12 protein-coding genes and 1 pseudogene are annotated in these 16,813 nt (G+C 28.1%); 10 read left to right on the forward strand and 3 right to left on the reverse strand.

All coding sequences use genetic code 11. The annotated features are described in order from the left end of the window. Positions 1-4: 4 nt before the first annotated feature. The 9 genes and pseudogenes from ECH_RS02155 to dnaQ all read left to right on the forward strand — a co-directional run bounded on the left by ECH_RS02155 (position 5) and on the right by dnaQ (position 12,253). Complete coding sequence (locus ECH_RS02155) at positions 5-808, forward strand: metal ABC transporter permease (protein ID WP_011452650.1); 804 nt, start codon at positions 5-7, stop codon at positions 806-808. Between the two features lie 88 nt (positions 809-896). After that, positions 897-1,772, forward strand: a complete 876-nt coding sequence (locus ECH_RS02160) for a hypothetical protein (RefSeq protein ID WP_011452651.1) — start codon at positions 897-899, stop codon at positions 1,770-1,772. A 502-nt stretch (positions 1,773-2,274) separates the two neighbouring features. Further along, positions 2,275-2,838 carry a ubiquinol-cytochrome c reductase iron-sulfur subunit gene (gene petA, locus ECH_RS02165; RefSeq protein WP_006010906.1) on the forward strand — a complete coding sequence of 188 codons (564 nt, stop codon included), beginning with the start codon at positions 2,275-2,277 and terminating at the stop codon, positions 2,836-2,838. A gap of 24 nt (positions 2,839-2,862) precedes the next feature. Next, the gene (locus ECH_RS02170) at positions 2,863-4,089 is read left to right on the forward strand and encodes a cytochrome b/b6 (protein WP_011452653.1); all 1,227 of its coding nucleotides are present in this window, start codon (positions 2,863-2,865) and stop codon (positions 4,087-4,089) included. Continuing rightward, the gene (locus ECH_RS02175) at positions 4,089-4,847 is read left to right on the forward strand and encodes a cytochrome c1 (RefSeq protein WP_011452654.1); all 759 of its coding nucleotides are present in this window, start codon (positions 4,089-4,091) and stop codon (positions 4,845-4,847) included. The genes ECH_RS02170 and ECH_RS02175 overlap by 1 nt, the downstream gene beginning before the upstream one ends. 439 nt (positions 4,848-5,286) lie before the next feature. Further along, the gene (locus ECH_RS02180; protein WP_006011585.1) at positions 5,287-6,756 is read left to right on the forward strand and encodes a porin; all 1,470 of its coding nucleotides are present in this window, start codon (positions 5,287-5,289) and stop codon (positions 6,754-6,756) included. A 545-nt stretch (positions 6,757-7,301) separates the two neighbouring features. Further along, entirely contained in the window at positions 7,302-9,302 is a 2,001-nt protein-coding gene (locus ECH_RS02185; protein ID WP_011452656.1) for an ECH_0525 family surface protein Esp73, read from the forward strand. A 458-nt stretch (positions 9,303-9,760) separates the two neighbouring features. After that, entirely contained in the window at positions 9,761-11,248 is a 1,488-nt protein-coding gene (locus ECH_RS02190) for a hypothetical protein (protein WP_011452657.1), read from the forward strand. 286 nt (positions 11,249-11,534) lie between these two features. Then, positions 11,535-12,253: pseudogene (dnaQ, locus tag ECH_RS02195) on the forward strand (DNA polymerase III subunit epsilon). Between the two features lie 207 nt (positions 12,254-12,460). Here dnaQ and thiL read toward each other — a convergent pair. Then, on the reverse strand, positions 12,461-13,408 hold the full coding sequence (gene thiL / locus ECH_RS02200; RefSeq protein ID WP_011452658.1) for a thiamine-phosphate kinase: 948 nt from the start codon (positions 13,406-13,408) through the stop codon (positions 12,461-12,463). Positions 13,409-13,561: 153 nt separating this feature from the next. Between thiL and ECH_RS02205 the strand changes: the two genes are divergently transcribed. Next, a complete protein-coding gene (locus ECH_RS02205) occupies positions 13,562-14,386 on the forward strand; it encodes a YihY/virulence factor BrkB family protein (protein ID WP_006011584.1) in 825 nt (274 codons plus the stop codon). Positions 14,387-14,539: 153 nt separating this feature from the next. On the opposite strand, the gene ECH_RS02210 is transcribed toward ECH_RS02205, so the two are convergent. Together ECH_RS02210 and ECH_RS02215 are read right to left on the reverse strand one after the other, a co-directional pair. Beyond that, positions 14,540-15,067, reverse strand: coding sequence for a hypothetical protein (locus tag ECH_RS02210; RefSeq protein WP_006011582.1), 528 nt, complete (start codon positions 15,065-15,067; stop codon positions 14,540-14,542). 135 nt (positions 15,068-15,202) lie between these two features. After that, positions 15,203-16,705 (reverse strand): YifB family Mg chelatase-like AAA ATPase, encoded by a 1,503-nt coding sequence (locus tag ECH_RS02215; protein ID WP_011452660.1) that lies wholly within the window; start codon positions 16,703-16,705, stop codon positions 15,203-15,205. Positions 16,706-16,813 lie beyond the last annotated feature (108 nt).

Here is a 16,813-nt window from a genome sequence, read left to right on the forward strand (position 1 = left end):
TCTTATGTTTTTTGAAATTATTAATGAATATTTTTTTGTTAATGGAATAATTGCTATATTAATTGTGAGCTTAGTGACAGGATCACTAGGGTCATTTATGATATGGAAGAATCTTTCATATTTGGGGGATAGTATTTCTCATGCATCTATCTTGGGTGTAGCTTTAGCTGTATTGTTGGATATTAGTATATCTAGTGGAATTTTATGTATTTCTATTATTTTTGCGTTGTTGTTGTCTTATAGCATTAATAAAATCTATTCTATAGATACGGTTTTAAATATTGTTACTAACGTTATTATGTCTTCAGGAATGATATTGTTATCTTTCTTCCCATCTGCAAGTAATAATATTATACATTCGTTATTTGGGGATGTACTAATGTTAACTAATAGAGATCTTATAATAATGGCTTTAGTAGCATTGGTAATTATTACTCTTGTAATATATAGATGGAAATATTGGTTAATTATATCTGTAAGTAATGATTTGTCTGCATCTGAAGGTGTGAATGTAGGTTTTATAAAATTAGAATTTCTAGTGATATTATCTGTATTTATTGCTTTTGCAGCTCAATTGGTAGGGATATTATTAATTACTGCTTTTTTAGTTATTCCTGCAGCAGCAGCAAGGTTGATGTCAAAAACACCACTACAAATGATAGTAATTTCTACAATCATTTCTATATTTTCTGGTATAACAGGACTTCTATTATCTGAAAAATTCGATATTTTTCCTGGTCCTTTGATTATTATGGTGTCATTCCTATTTTTATTAGTGATGTACTGTATTAATAGATTAATAGATTAATATTTATATTTAATTTTAGTACTAGGGTAGTTTTTTTTAAAAATTATGCTAGAATTAGTATAATATTATAAATAATGTAAGTAATACTATGTCATCTTTTAAAAATTTAATTATCCGTACTACTGGTTTTGTTATAGGTTCTCTATTATTGATATTTAGCATTAATATGTTAATGCGACGTTGTAGTAAAAGGAGTAATAATGTTTCTATAGCTGTGATTTTATTGTTTAGTATTGGAATTACTGTTTTTTTTCAAATATATGGTAGGAATGAACATTCATTAACATTTGTTAATATTAAAATGTATGTGATGCTATTGGCTAGTAGTTTAATAATGTTTTGTATTGCTAATTTAGTGTTGAGAAAAGAAAGTGAATGTTATTCCAAATTTAGAGAGCAAAATAAGAAAATTTATTTTTTGAAAATTGATATAGCTAATTTAGAAATACAACTTAATATTATGAAAAGGGAAATAGAATGGTTTTTTGATAATTTATGTTCTGATACTAAAATTTGCGTTGATATAAAACAAGAGTACTTATTGCCAGCTAATAAGAAATTTTATGATATTGGTTTTTTATGCAAAACAGCAAAATTTGTTACCTTTAGTATAGCATTAGTAGTATTTTTGTGTGAGTCTTTTTATAGTGTTCTTAGTCAGAAATTTGATTTGGTTGGATTATTTATGTATTATGTGTTAATATCATTATTTCTGTTTACATTTATAATAGATCGGTTAGCTCTTTATAGTGAAAAGAACTATAAATCTATCAGTCAGAATAGTAAGAGTATTATTGATACTTTAAATACTGAATTAAATGTGAAAAAGAGAATGTATACTGTTTTATTACAAGAAGTCTCAAAATATAACATACTTACTGAGAAAGAATTAGTAAATGAAAACAATATTCGTACATTAGAAAAGTATAAAAATAAAATATTTGATATTTTAGATAGAGTTTAATACACATTACTCAATTTAATTGTAAAGTGAAAAAATGTATTTTATAATAGGTGATCTCATATAATTTTTTTATACTGCATAGTTTAATTTTATAAAATTTTTGATTGAAGATATATAAATGTTTGCATAATTAACATTTTAGTTTACTATTTCACTCTGAACATGTAACTTACGTAAATTATATAGTATACGTTAAATAATGAGAGAAATTATATATGTAAGAATTAAGAGTCTATAGGGTTTGTTTATATTGATACTTTACTTTTTATCATAATATTATATAAATCTGTTTATGTAAGCAGTGTATGAATTGAAATAGCTATATAAAGTACCTTACATAGTTTTGTTTGATAGTATCAAAGTTAAAAAGTAGTATAATGTTACTGTATAAAATGGGTAGTAAATTAATAAAATGTACTTGTATAACCTGATATTGCTTTTATAATGTAGCCTAGTGTTATGCATTTTAGTATTATCTATGTTGTAATGTTGAAGGGTAATTATGAATAATGATGAGGATAAATACTCTGTATTTAAGACAAAAGTTAAAAGACGAGATTTTTTAGGCTTGACTACTTTATCTATGGCAGGTATTGGGTTGTTTTCATCAGTATATCCCTTGATAAAATTTTTAAGTCCATCTGCAGAAGTTATAGCACAGTCTACTGTTGAAGTAAATTTATCAGATATTAAAGAAGGGAAAACTAAAGTTATAAAGTGGCAAGGTAAGCCTGTCTTTATACGTAAACGTACTACACAAGAGATAGAAGAAGCCAGAGCTGTAAAAATAGATAGTTTGCGGGATCCACAGTCTGATCAAGAGCGTACTCATCAAGGAAGGGAAGAATGGTTAATAATGGTAGGTATTTGTACACATTTAGGATGTGTTCCAGTTGAAGTAGATGATGGAAAGAAAGGTTGGTATTGTCCTTGTCATGGTTCTAAATATGATACGTCTGGAAGAATTATTAGTGGGCCTGCACCACTTAATCTTCCTGTTCCTGATTACTATTTTTCTCAAAAAGACGTTATTGTTATAGGAGTGAAGGGAACTGATGTTGCATAAATATAAGGTAAGAGGTATTAGTTAATGTCTGAACATGACAATATAAAAAAAACGGAAGGGCGTGGCATTAGGGCTTGGATAGAATATAGAATGCCGATTGGTGCTTTTTTAAAAGAGTTAGCTTCATATCAGGTACCTAAGAACCTGAATTATGCTTGGAATTTTGGTTCTCTTGCTGGTATTGCACTAATGCTACAGATTATCACAGGGATATTTTTAGCAATGCATTACACACCACATGTTGCACATGCATTTAGTAGTGTAGAGAGGATAATGCGTGATGTTAATTATGGTTGGTTAATAAGATATACTCATGCTGTAGGTGCTTCATTCTTTTTTATAGTTGTGTATATACATATATTACGTGGTTTATATTATGGTTCTTATAAAAGTCCTAGAGAATTAGTTTGGTTTGTTGGTATTTTTATCTTTTTTGCAATGATGGCTACAGCATTTATGGGATATGTATTACCATGGGGGCAAATGAGTTTTTGGGGTGCAACTGTAATTACTAACTTGTTTTCTGTTATACCTTTAATTGGTCAGGATGTAGTACAATGGCTATGGGGTGGTTTTTCTGTTGATAATCCTACGTTGAATAGATTTTTTGCGTTACATTATTTGTTACCTTTTATTATTGTGATGCTTGCTTCATTACATGTTATAGCATTGCACAGGTTTGGATCAGGTAATCCGAGTGGAATAGAAGTAAAATCTAGTAAAGACACTATTCCAATTTATCCTTACTTTATTGTTAAAGATTGTATAACATTTGGTATATTTTTTATTCTTTTATTTTTGTTTGTATTTTATATTCCAAATTACTTAGGGCATCCAGATAATTATATTGAAGCTGATCCTATGGTGACACCTGCTCATATAGTTCCTGAATGGTACTTTTTGCCTTTTTATGCTATGTTGCGTTCTATTCCTAATAAATTATTAGGGGTAGTTACTATGATTGGCTCTATAGCAGTGTGGTTTTTGTTACCTGTATTAGATAAATGTAAGGTCAAGAGTGGTAGTCATCGTCCGATTTTTAGAATCTTTTATCTGTTCTTTGTAGTGAATTTTTGTTTTTTAGCTTGGCTTGGTGGACAAGAAGTAAGAGAACCATTTGTAACACTTAGTAGATTATCTACATTATATTATTTCTCATATTTTTTTATTGTGTTGCCTATATTGTCTAAGTATGAAAAGCCAGTTGTGCTTCCAAAAACGATAAGTGATGCAGTGCCGGAGATGAAATAATGATATTAATGCGGTTTCTTCTTATAGTTTATTTTGTTTGTGTGTCATTTGTATGTGCTGCAGAAGAATTTAAACATCTATCTCCTAAGAAAATTAATTGGAAATTCGATGGTATATTAGGTTCATTTGATAAACAGTCTATACAGCGTGGTTATCAGGTGTATAGAGAAGTATGTTCATCTTGTCATTCTATGAAAAGAATAGCATTTCGTAATTTACGTGATGTAGGATTTTCTGAAGAAGAAGTAAAAGCTATTGCAGCATCATATCAGGTTTTAGATGGACCAAATGATATTGGTGAAATGTTTGAACGTCCAGGAATTAAATCAGATTACTTTATTCCTCCTTTTCCTAATAAAGAAGCTGCTATGGCTGCTAATAAAGGTGCATTTCCACCTGATTTGTCTTTGATAATTAAAGCGAGACATAATGGTGCTAATTATTTATATTCTTTATTAACTGGCTATGAAAGTCATGATCCTGATGAAAGTGGATTATATACTAATCCTTATTTTACTACTGGAAAAATGTCTATGGCTCCTCCACTGTCTGATGGTTTGGTACAATACACAGATGGTACAGATTCTAAAGTGGAGAATATGGCTTATGATGTAGTTAATTTTTTACAGTGGGCAGCTGAGCCTGAGATGGAAACCCGTAAAAAATTAGGAATCAAGGTTATTAGTTTCTTATTAGTGTTGACAATTTTTGTAATACTCGCAAATAAAAGATTATGGAAAGATCTTTATAAGAAATAAATGTACTTTTATAACATTTTTCTAATGAAGTGTTTTTTTTGCTAATGTTCTGATCTTATAATGATTGATTTAGACAGTTACATGTTAATTATGTAGATGATAAATCTTGTTACTTAAATTAAGTGCTTAATTTCAATGTAATAAAAGACCTTATTTTCAGCTTGTTAATGTATGATTTTTTTATCTAGCAAATTAGGGTGCATACTAGAATAAATTCCTAGTATTATAAGGTATATTTTATTAATTTCTTAATATTTAAAATATGTTATACAGTATACTATATTATGTTAAAACATAATAAATTGTATTTTTTAGGATAATTAGAGCAATTTTATCATTGATAATACTTTTTAGTAAGTATATATATCATATATCATAATATTATTGCTGTTTTAGCAATAGTGTAATTAGTGTAGTGTGTAACTAATTGGGTGTGTTTATGAAAAATCTTTTTGTGATTTCTGCTTTTACTTCTCTGTTAATGATGTCTTCCTATAATGCTTTTTCTGATGAAATATTAGATGGTATTTTTGGAAGTAATAATAAATTTATAAATAATACTAAGAATTCATTTTCAGGAATTAATAATAAGGCGTTGGTAAAAGGTGGACGTATTAAATTTGCTGGTGATATGATATCTTATACTTGGTATTCAAGTGATGATACTAGGAATTCGAATAAATTTAGTAGGGTTAGTAAGCGTTTTGATATAGATACGGGAGGGAATATTAATAATGTTGGTGCTAAGCATGATGGTATGTTTAGTATTGAAATTGATTCAAATCCGGATAAACATGGAATTGTATATGGAGCATATTCTCAAATAAATATCCCACATGTCGCAGGAAAAAGTTTTGGTAATAATGCTGCATTTAATAGAGGATCAAAAATATTTGCTAAAACTCCTTATGGTAACTTTTCAGTTGGATATCAGGAAGGTGTAGAGTCCATGATGAAATTAAATGCTTTTAGTATAGTTGCTGGTGATGATTCTAATATATGGACAAAGCATTTAAGGAATATTCTGCATGAAAAAAAAGATGGTCAAAGTGGTTATTCAGTATATTATTTCAATTTTAACTCTGGGTTATATAGTGAAAGTTTATTTCGTAATAGTGACAATATTGTTTTTGATGACATAGACTATTATTTAGGAACTGGTATTATTTCTAGGAGTTTTATTAATAATTTGCCATTTAGGTTATCTTATCAATCACAGAATTTTATGGGATTAAGGTTTGGAGTAAGTTACTCTCCTTTTGGGTATGATCAGAGATTGTTTGAATTACAAAAAGATCGAAACAGTGATACTTTAATTTTGGTTGGGCCAAGGTATAGACATATTGTTAGTGGAGGTATTTCTTATACTTATAATATTAAAAATTTAAAATTTAGTGCTTCCGTGATAGGTGAATATGGTGATGAAGAGCATGATTATAAAGCGCACTATAATAGATATTATAGGCATAATACATTAAAGGCAGTATCCATTGGTTGGAATGTTGGTTACGATAAAATAGAATTAGCAGGGTCTTATGGAAAATTGAATAGTGCTGGAATTCCTTATGATAAGTGTGTTATACATGGAGTTCCTTATGAGTATGTATATAGGAGTGTTATTCACTGGCTGTATTTGAAAGACATGGATTACTATTGGGATATAGGTATTGCTTATAAGTATGCACCTTTAAGTCTAAGTGTTATTTACTTTATGAGTAATAGGGTTGGTAATGAATTAAGTGATGTAAATGTAGGCATTGAATATGATATTTTAAAATATAGCGGTTTTAAGAGTAGTTTGTTTGCTAATTACAATTATTATACTTTTCGCCAATTTAGTGACACTTATAGGATTCATGTGAATGGTAAGGGCAGTATATTGTTAGTGGGTGCAAAGTTAAGTTTTTAAATTTTCATTATTTTAGAAAGATGTTGTTATCATGTAAAACTATAGTTTTTGTTTAATACTTTTATTAGTAATCACAGTGTAGTTATATGTAATAAGCAGTACTAAGAGATATAATATATTGTTTTGATTAGTTATATATTTTGAAATGTCTAGTATGTTATTGAAAGTATTTGCAGTTTCTTTAGATCATACATAATGTAAATCTCAGGGCTCATAGTATATTTTGATATTTCTAATAATAGTGTAGTGATTTTATATTCTGTTTTTTTACCTATTAATTTATTGTTGTTTTTTACGTATTATGGTATTGCCATGTAGTAGAGATTCTGTTCTTTACTACTTCTTTTACTTCATATGCTAAGTGTGTCCAATATTTTATAATTTTGTTTTTAATGGATATAATTATTTTTTTTAACATTATTTGTCATTATTTATGATAATGCCTCCAGTATTAACTAATATTCTAGTAAAAATTGTATAAAGTACTTTACTTACTATTATTTGGTGATTAATATCTAACTTACTTAATACTAGATGGTTATGTTATGAAATTTACTTTAGTAGCATCTGCTTTAGCTTCTTTTTTTGTGTTATATGGAAATATTTTATTTTCAGCAGATATGTTAGGTGATGTTGGTATTTTTAATCCTAATGATGGAAATAACAAACAATCTAATGGTATTAATGGAAAAAATCTTTTTAAGACAAAGGATTCAGGAAATGGCGAGTATGATCGTTCATCAAAAGTAGGTCGTGCTTTAGTAAGTGGGCAAGCTATATCTTATATGTGGGCTTCATCAGATGAAAAGAAAAGTTTCTATGATATATCTGGTAGTGCAGATGATTGGGGTATGAATTGTGATGCTATATTACGTTTAGGGGCTGAAATAAAATCAAATGATTCTGGTGTTAAATATGGTGCAGATTTTCAGATAGCTATACCTCATGTTCAAGGGAAAAATTTTGAAAAAAAAGCTGCTTTAAATAGAGGATCTAGAATATTTGCTTCTACTCCATATGGTGATTTTTCAATGGGGTATCAAGAAGGAGTAGAATCTATGATGAAGATAGATTCTTCTAATATAGTGGCTGGAGATGAAAGTAGCAGTTGGACACAGCATCTGAGAGGTGTATTATCTGAAAAAAAGAATGCTTTAGGGTATACAATGTATCCATTTCTTTTTTCTGCTGGATTATATAGTGAAAACGTATTTCGGAATAATGATAATATGACATCTACTGTGGATGGTAGTAAGGATTTTATTAATAATTTACCTTTTAGGATATCCTATCAATCTCCTAATTTTATGGGATTGAGGTTTGGTTTTAGTTATTCTCCTTTAGGTTATAAATTTCAGCATTTTGGTAGAACACTTGATATATATTCTGTTAAGGCAAACAAAGTGGTTAATCAACTTCCTACTTTTGAAGTAAAGTTACCATCTGCTACTGTCAATTTAAGTGAATTAGTTAAAAAGTTGGGAACAGCTAAATTAGATGCTGAATTAGAGTTGTCTAAGCAGCAAGAACTGGATAAAAATGCTCTTCATATTAAGTTTAAGGACAAAGAAGAAGGATATCTACCATGTAAAGGTAAAATTGAGTTACTTGGTGTGCCAGGAGCAGGAGTGTCTTCTCATGATCCTATTGAATTTGGTATTGAAGTAGATAGTATAGAAGAAGTTAAGATCCCTATATCTCAGATTGAGTTAAAAAACTTGACAATTACATTACCAGATTTAGAAAAGTTTGACAGTAACTTACCAGTTATTCAAAAAGGAGATACTCAAGTCACTAAAAAAGGGGAAAGGGAATCTATAGTAACAAAACGTTCCAAAAATAAATCAGATCAGGTGTTTTTTGGTGCAAAATATGAACATATATTAAGTGGTAGTATAGCTTATAGCTATGATTTAAGTAATGGCTTTAAGTTTAGTACTTCTCTTGTAGGTGAGTATGCTCATCCTAGGCTACATTTTAATACACAAAATTATGATATTTATCCGGAAAACTATAATTTACAAGGTATATCTATTGGTTCTCTATTGAGTTATAGTAATGTTAGCTTTGCTATTGCTTATGGGTATTTGGGGCATTCTGGTTTTGCAAAGCACTACATTCTGCATAAAAAGACAGCACGAAATGGGGAATCTAATGCTATATATACAATGTGTGAAAGGTCTAACACTTATTATTGGGATATAGCTTTTGGGTATCAATATAAATCTTCTAATATTAGTGTTACATATTTTAAGAGTAATAGGAGTAGTAATATATTACAGGATATTAGTTTAGGTGTTGAGTATCATTTATTAAAAGAGCAAAGTAAAATGAAGTGCAAATTATTTGGAAATTATCACCACTATAAATTTTCGGAAATTACTATTGCTGTAGATAATGTTCGTTATGACGATGGTTATGATAATAGTGCAAAACCAGGTATTTCTCCTGTCATAGGTACAGGACTTGATAAAAGTAATGTTATCAGAAATGCAAGTAATGGATCAGGTAACATATTTTTAGTAGGTGCTAAATTAGAGTTTTAAATATTTGTATTATTACTATTGATTATTTGCTGAGAAAGGTTATGTTGTATGTTTGAATTTCTGTAATGTGTTTTTTGAGTATAGCGTGTGTATGTTTGGGTAGTGCTATACTTTTATATTTTAATACCTTATGTGTTTATGTCTTTTATAGCTACATAATAACGTTACTGTATTGATAGTGTTCATCTAAGAATATAGTTTAGTTCTTTTGATAAAGCTAGGTTTATTATCTTTTATTTAAATTTTTTTCTGATATCCTTTCAATTTTATTATATTGCTTGTATTGTTATTTTAATTATTTTTTAGATTTGTCTTGATTTTTAGTAAAAAAATTATATACATCATTATATTTTTATATTATTTATTAACAATATAAAGATTATTTCTTGACATTGTATATTATACTTGATTAAGTATTGTTAATATATTTATTTATTAAATTAATTTCGGTAATCTTTATGAAAAAGTTTTCGTTTGCTACTGCTTTTGTTTCTTTCTTGCTTTTGTATAATGTTGATGCTTTTTCAGTAGATAATATAGATAAAAATCATGAAAATCAGAAAAAACTAGTAAACCTTATAAAAAATAATGAATATGTAAAACAAGCAAGTTTGCATCCATCAATTAAGAGTTATCATAGAATTGATCTTGGGGGAAAAGTATTGTCTTATGCTTGGTTTACTAATAATTCAGAAAAAATGCAAGATCATGGAGTAAAATTAGATGGTGTTTTAAATATAAAATCTATAAATAATAATTCTGATCTTGGAATTTTCTATGGTGGTAATTTTCAATTGGCTATACCTGCTATGAAAAGTGAGAATTTTATTCCTTCGATGAAAGCATATAATAGAGGAGCACAATTATTTGTTGAATCTGGTTATGGGAATTTATCATTTGGATATCAAGAAGGTGTTGAGTCTATAATGAAAATAGATGCTTCTAGTATAGGAGCTGGAGATAATAGTATTGCTTGGTTACAATACACAAACTTATCAAACCTTGATGGAAAAGTACAGTATCAAGTATTTCCTGGATTATATAGTGAAAGTGTGTTTAACAGGAGTAATAATAATGTTATTTCTATTAAAGATAAGGATTTTGTTAATAATTTGCCATTCAGGATATCTTATCAATCTCCGAATTTTATGGGTGTAAAATTTGGTATTAGTTATTCTCCAACAGGTTATGATAGTAACTTATTCGAAAGTGTGAGTTCTTATAATATTAAAAAATTAACACTACCTCCTGTAATAAGTGCAGATACAACTTCTGAGATACAAGCAAATCCTAATGATAAAGATAATATTTTATATAATGCATTAGGTAAAGAAAAAGTTCAAGATGTCACTATAGAAGGTATAGTTCCGTCTAAAATAGAGTTTTTGCAAGCACGTTATGAAAATATTGTAAGTGCTGGATTATCGTATAATCATTCTTTTAATGATATTGATTTTCAAGCATCTGTTGTTGGAGAATATGGATCTACTGATATTGATAAGTTAAAGTCATACTCAAAGTATCCATCTGCTGAAAATTTAGCAGCTTTTGCTATTGGTACATCTGTTACTTATCGTGATGTTATAGTTGCAGGTTCTTATGGATATTTGGGAAAATCAGGTTATATTAATACGATTTATTCTGCTACTGAAGCTCCTTTAAAAATGTTTTCTCCTGATAATCAGTATACTTATTATTGGAACATTGGTGCAAAATATGTGTACAGTAACGCTTCAATTAGTACATCTTATTTTAGAAGTAATAAAGTTAATACTCACTTCTATGACTTTAGTTTAGGTATTGATTATAATTTATCTCTAAGTAGTAGTCATAAGGGACAATACAAAGTTTTTGGAAATTATCATTATTTTAATATAGATAATAAGAATTTTAAAGTTTCACGTGATGGTAGTGTGCTATTACTAGGTGTTAAGTATGAATTCTAAGATTTAATTGTATTTTTGTGATAGAATTACTATAACTTACTTGTATGTAGTATGTATAAATTACTATCTGATTAATACATACTACTATGCCTTTTGTTTAAAAATAGAATTAGTTTTGTTTCTATTTGATATGTAATTTTAAGAGATTTTCTATTTAATTCTTTCTGTATATTTTATTAGTGTAATATTTTTTATTGTATGTTTTTTATCTAGTATATTGTGTACGCGAAAAATATTTTTTAGTGTTTAAATGTTTTAAGATGTAAAAAGATTGGTAGAAAAATATATGTCATATTATAAAGGAGTTAGAGAAGTAGTATTGGATACTGAAACAACAGGATTGGATCCAGATGGAGGAGATAGAGTAATAGAAATAGGATGTGTAGAGTTAATAGATCGTGTTTTTACTGGCAAAGTATTTCATGAATATATTAACCCTGAGCGTGATATACCTTATTATGCAACAAAAATTCATGGCATTACTATTGATATGCTAAAAGATAAACCTAAGTTTTCAGAAATAGCCGATAAGTTCTTGGAATTTATTGATAATGGCATCTTAGTTATTCATAATGCTGGATTTGATATTAAATTTATTAAGATGGAACTTGATAGGATTAATAAAAGTTATAACTCTGACTTTCAAGTTGTTGATACTCTTGTTTTAGCTAGGAAAAAGTTTCCTGGAGTTTCATCTACTTTAGATGCTTTATGTAGAAGATTTAATATTTCTCTACAGGATAGAAAGTTTCATGGGGCATTATTAGATGCAACGTTGCTAGGAAAGGTATATGTACAATTGATGGGGGGTTTACAAAGACTTTGGAGTTTTCTTATAATAATAACGTTTCAAGTGCTAGTAATATAGATAAAAGATGTGAAAATCTTTGTATAGAACCACGAATTTATGAAGTAAGTGAGGAAGAAATAAAAAAACATAAGATGTTGTTAGAAAAAATAAAAAATCCTATTTGGAATAACATATTTTATACAAAAACCGAGTAATATACTTTATGCTTTAGTTTATTGTGATGATATAAAGTATCGTTTTCAAAAATATACTGTTTTGATTAAAAGATTTTTAGTTAAACTGCTAAGTGTATACATAGATAATGTAGGTATTGTTTGTATGAAAACAAATAAGGTCTTTATTAATTCATATTTGGTGTTAAGTATAATGTTTTAGTATCTTTTGAGTATTAATATATTTTATTACATAAAATGATTAAATCCTTTATTTGTTGGTGTAATAATATTTCTGTTATTATCATATAGTGTGACGCAATTGCCTAGTGTTATCTCTCCTATCTTACTTATTTTTACTTTATTTTTACAAGATATGTCTTGTATTAGGTGAGAGAATTTGGGATTTATCGTAAACACTAATTCATAATCGTCTCCTCCAGATAAAATATAGTTTATATATTGAGGTGTATTGTTTATTATTTCTTTGGCTTCATTTGATAAAGGTATTTTATCTAAATATATTGATGCGCCTACTTGAGATGAGTTGCAAATATGTTCAATATCTTGTATTAATCCATCAGAAATGTCTATACATGAAGACGCGATTTTATTAATGCTGATTCCTAAATTAATTCTTGGTTGAGGTATATCATATTTATTTTTTAGTTTGTAATAGTTTTTGTTGATTATTTTTTGATACACAAGTAATCCAAGTGCAGCATCTCCAATATTGCCGCTAACATAGATAAAGTCTCCAATTTTTGCTCCAGATCTTTTTAGTATGTTACCATTACTTGTTCCAAATGCAGTAATGCTTACTATAATTTCATCTTGTTTATGAGATGTTGTATCACCTCCTAATAGTTTTATACAGAATTTTTCATGTTCTTCTCTTAAGCTATCAGTAAAATTTTTCCACCAATCTTGGGATATGTTATTAGGTAGTACTAATCCTAAGCAGTAGCCGTAAGGTATAGCTCCCATTGCTGCAATATCTGATAAGTTTGATCTAAGAGCTTTTTTAGCTAATATATTTGGATTGCACTGTTTTAAAAAATGTACACCTTCTATAAGTATATCTTTTGTTACTAATAATTTATTTTGTGTACAATTTATAGTAGCAGCATCATCTCCTATTAATGAATCATCATCTAATTTATATATGTAATTTTTAATATATTCGAATTCTTGCATATTATTCTCTAGCTATATGTTTTTTTAAATAAATATATAATTTGTTATAACATAGTTGTAGTATTAATATTTAATGTTTTAGTTTTGAAGAGATGAAATTTATATTTTAATTTTTAGTAATTCAGTAATTATTTATTAAAAGGCAATGAAAATATGTTAAAAGAAAAAATAAAATGTCTTTTGAAATGTATATATTATGCAATGGTTGATATGATCAGACATGATGGGATAGAACATGCAGGTTATTTGTCATTTATTATATTATTATCAATCTTTCCTTTTTTAGTATTTTTTATGGCATTAGTGTCGAACGTAGCTCAGTTATTAAACCACTATGATATTAGTATTAATGATAAATTGATTATATTAATCAATGATAATATCCCTCATGAAGTTATTTCAGGACTTATGCCACGGATTCAAGAAATAATTTCAGGACCTCCTCATAGCTTATTAACATTAGCAGTTATAGGGACAATATGGACTGCTTCATCTGCTGTAGAAGGAATAAGGACTATATTAAATAAAGCATGTAGAGTTTCTAGTCCACCTTCTTATATTTTTCGTAGATTGTTAAGTATTTTTCAATTTCTTGTGATCACTTTGACAATAATTATTGCTATGGTATGTATAATTTTACTTCCTGTGATTTATGAAATGTTAAATAAGGATTTAGGATATTTAAAATATACTGTGAGTGAATTGGTATTGTTTATATCTATTACTTTATTGTATTTTATTGTACCAAATATTAAACAAAGTTTAATGGATGTAATACCAGGTGCAATATTAGTTACTTTATTATGGACATGTTCATCCTTTGTTTTTACTTGGTATATAAAAACTTTTCACCAATTGAATATAATATATGGGAGTTTAGCCAGCATTATAGCATCATTGTTGTTTTTCTATATTTTAAGTATATTTTTTATATATGGAGCTGAACTCAACTACAGATTAAAAAACATGTTTATTTAACATTGAATTATTTAGGAAAAGAATTTGTGTGTACGACACTATATAAATATAATGTCGTACTAGAAAAATATATGCTATAAGATACTTGATGTAAGTTAAGTACATGTTTTTCTGGTTTTTTCATAGAGAAGTTGCGTATAGAGTAATACTATTCTATACTTCTTGTTGTGCACTAGGAATTCCTTGCATAGTAGATTGTCTAACAACAGAAGATGGTGGACTATTATTATCTTGGCCATCTAGTTCTGATGTATTTCTTAACCTGTGTTGATCATCATCTTCAGAAGTATTTTGTTGTGATGTGTTTCTTAACCTGTGTTGATCATCTTCAGAAGTATTTTGTTGTGATGTGCTTCTTAACCTATGTTGATCATCTTCAGAAGTATTTTGTTGTGATGTGTTTCTTGATGTTTCTTGTGTTAAAACGAATGGTTGTGATAATCTATTTGCTACTGCTGCGCTTATAAGTGATAGGCTACCTGCTGTAAAAGTTAGAACAAATGCAAGAAAAAGACCCATTGATGTTTGAGGAGTACCAGGTATTTTTATATTAAATGCAAGGTTTAATCCAGAATATATTGTGCAAAATGCAGAGAATGTCATTACTAAAGCAGAAACTACGGTTGCTACATTGAGAAGTGCATTGGTAGCAGAATGTTTTTTATTACCGTTATGTATCATGGTTATTAACCTTATAAATTAATTATTTAATTTAATATTAAATATATATTTAATATAAATCAAGAAAATATATTAATATTTTAAAAAGATATATAAATATACTACTAATATTTTATATATTTTTAGTTGATAGCTTCATATTTTTATATGTTTTTGTTGAGTGTAAGATAAAGACTCTGCAATGTGATCATATGATATGAGTTCTTGTAAAGATAAGTCAGCTATTGTTCTAGCAACTTTAAGAATTTTTGTATATTGCCTAGCAGATATGTTTTGTTTTTTTAATACATGTTTAAGAAGTTGTATTCCAGATTTATCTGGAGTTAAAAATTTTGTTATAATATCTTCTGATACTATCATATCGTTAAAAAACTTACCATAACGATTTTTTTGAAATTTTTTTGCAAGAATAATACGTTCTTTTATTGTTTTTGAGCTTTCTACTTTTTTATGATTATCATATGATAGCATATTGATATATGGTACTTCTATGTGTATATCTATTCTGTCATTTAATGGACCAGAAATTTTACTTTGATATTCAATAGCACACTTAGGAGTCTTAGAACAAGATTTTGATAGATCACCAAAATAGCCACATCTGCATGGATTCATTGCTGCAATTAATTGGAAATTTGCTGGATATTTTATATGAGTGTTTACTCTGGATATAAGAATCTCTTTATTTTCTAATGGTTGTCTTAAGGAGTCTAATACTGATCTTGAAAATTCTGGTAGTTCATCTAAAAATAATATACCTTGGTGAGCTAATGTAATTTCTCCTGGTTTGATATTTTTTCCACCTCCTACCATAGCTGCTATTGATAGTGAACTGTGAGGATCACGGAAAGGACGTATGGTTGATATTGATTTGTTAGATTTTTTGATAATACTTGTTATGCTATTTATTTCTATTATCTCTTCATAAGTTAAATCTGGTAATATTCCTGGTAATCTTTTTGCTAACATTGATTTTCCAGTACCTGGAGGACCAACCATTAATATATTATGACCGCCAGCTGCAGCAATTTCCAAAGCTCTTTTTGCTATCAATTGTCCTTTTATGTCTTTCATATCTAGATATTCTGGATTTTCTATTGAAAGTTTATCATTTGAAACAGGTATAGGTTCATTGTTATTGAAGTAATTAATTAGTGATATAAGATGTTTAGGAGATAATATTGCAATGTCTTTGATAAATGATGCTTCTGCTCCATTGTTATATGGGCATATTATACCAGTTTTTTGTTTATAAGCACTTATAGCAGCGGGTAATATTCCAGAAACTGAAGTTATTGAGCCATCTAATGACAGCTCTCCTAGTATAATGTATGGTAAGTCGTTGATTTTTGGTATTATCCCAATAATCATTAGTAAGCCTATAGCAATAGGTAAGTCATAATGACTTCCTTCTTTAAATAAATCTGCAGGGGATAAATTTACAGTAATTCTTTGTGTGGGTAACGATATATTGATTGAGTTTAGAGCAGCTCTAATACGTTCACGAGATTCAGCAACTGCCTTATCTGGCAACCCAACAATATTAAAAGCAGGTATGCCTTTTGCAACGTGTATTTGTACATCAACATTTATTGTGTGTATTCCGTAAAAGCCTATACTCTTAATTCGTGCCATCATAAGGTGTTTAATTAATGTGTGAATATAAGGTCGGCATTACTAGTTTCTTAATTGTTCATTACAACTTTATATATCGTATTTATTATTGTGTTTGTAAAGTAATTTCTT

It is taken from the genome of Ehrlichia chaffeensis str. Arkansas (assembly GCF_000013145.1).
GTDB classification, from domain to species: Bacteria; Pseudomonadota; Alphaproteobacteria; order Rickettsiales; family Anaplasmataceae; genus Ehrlichia; species Ehrlichia chaffeensis.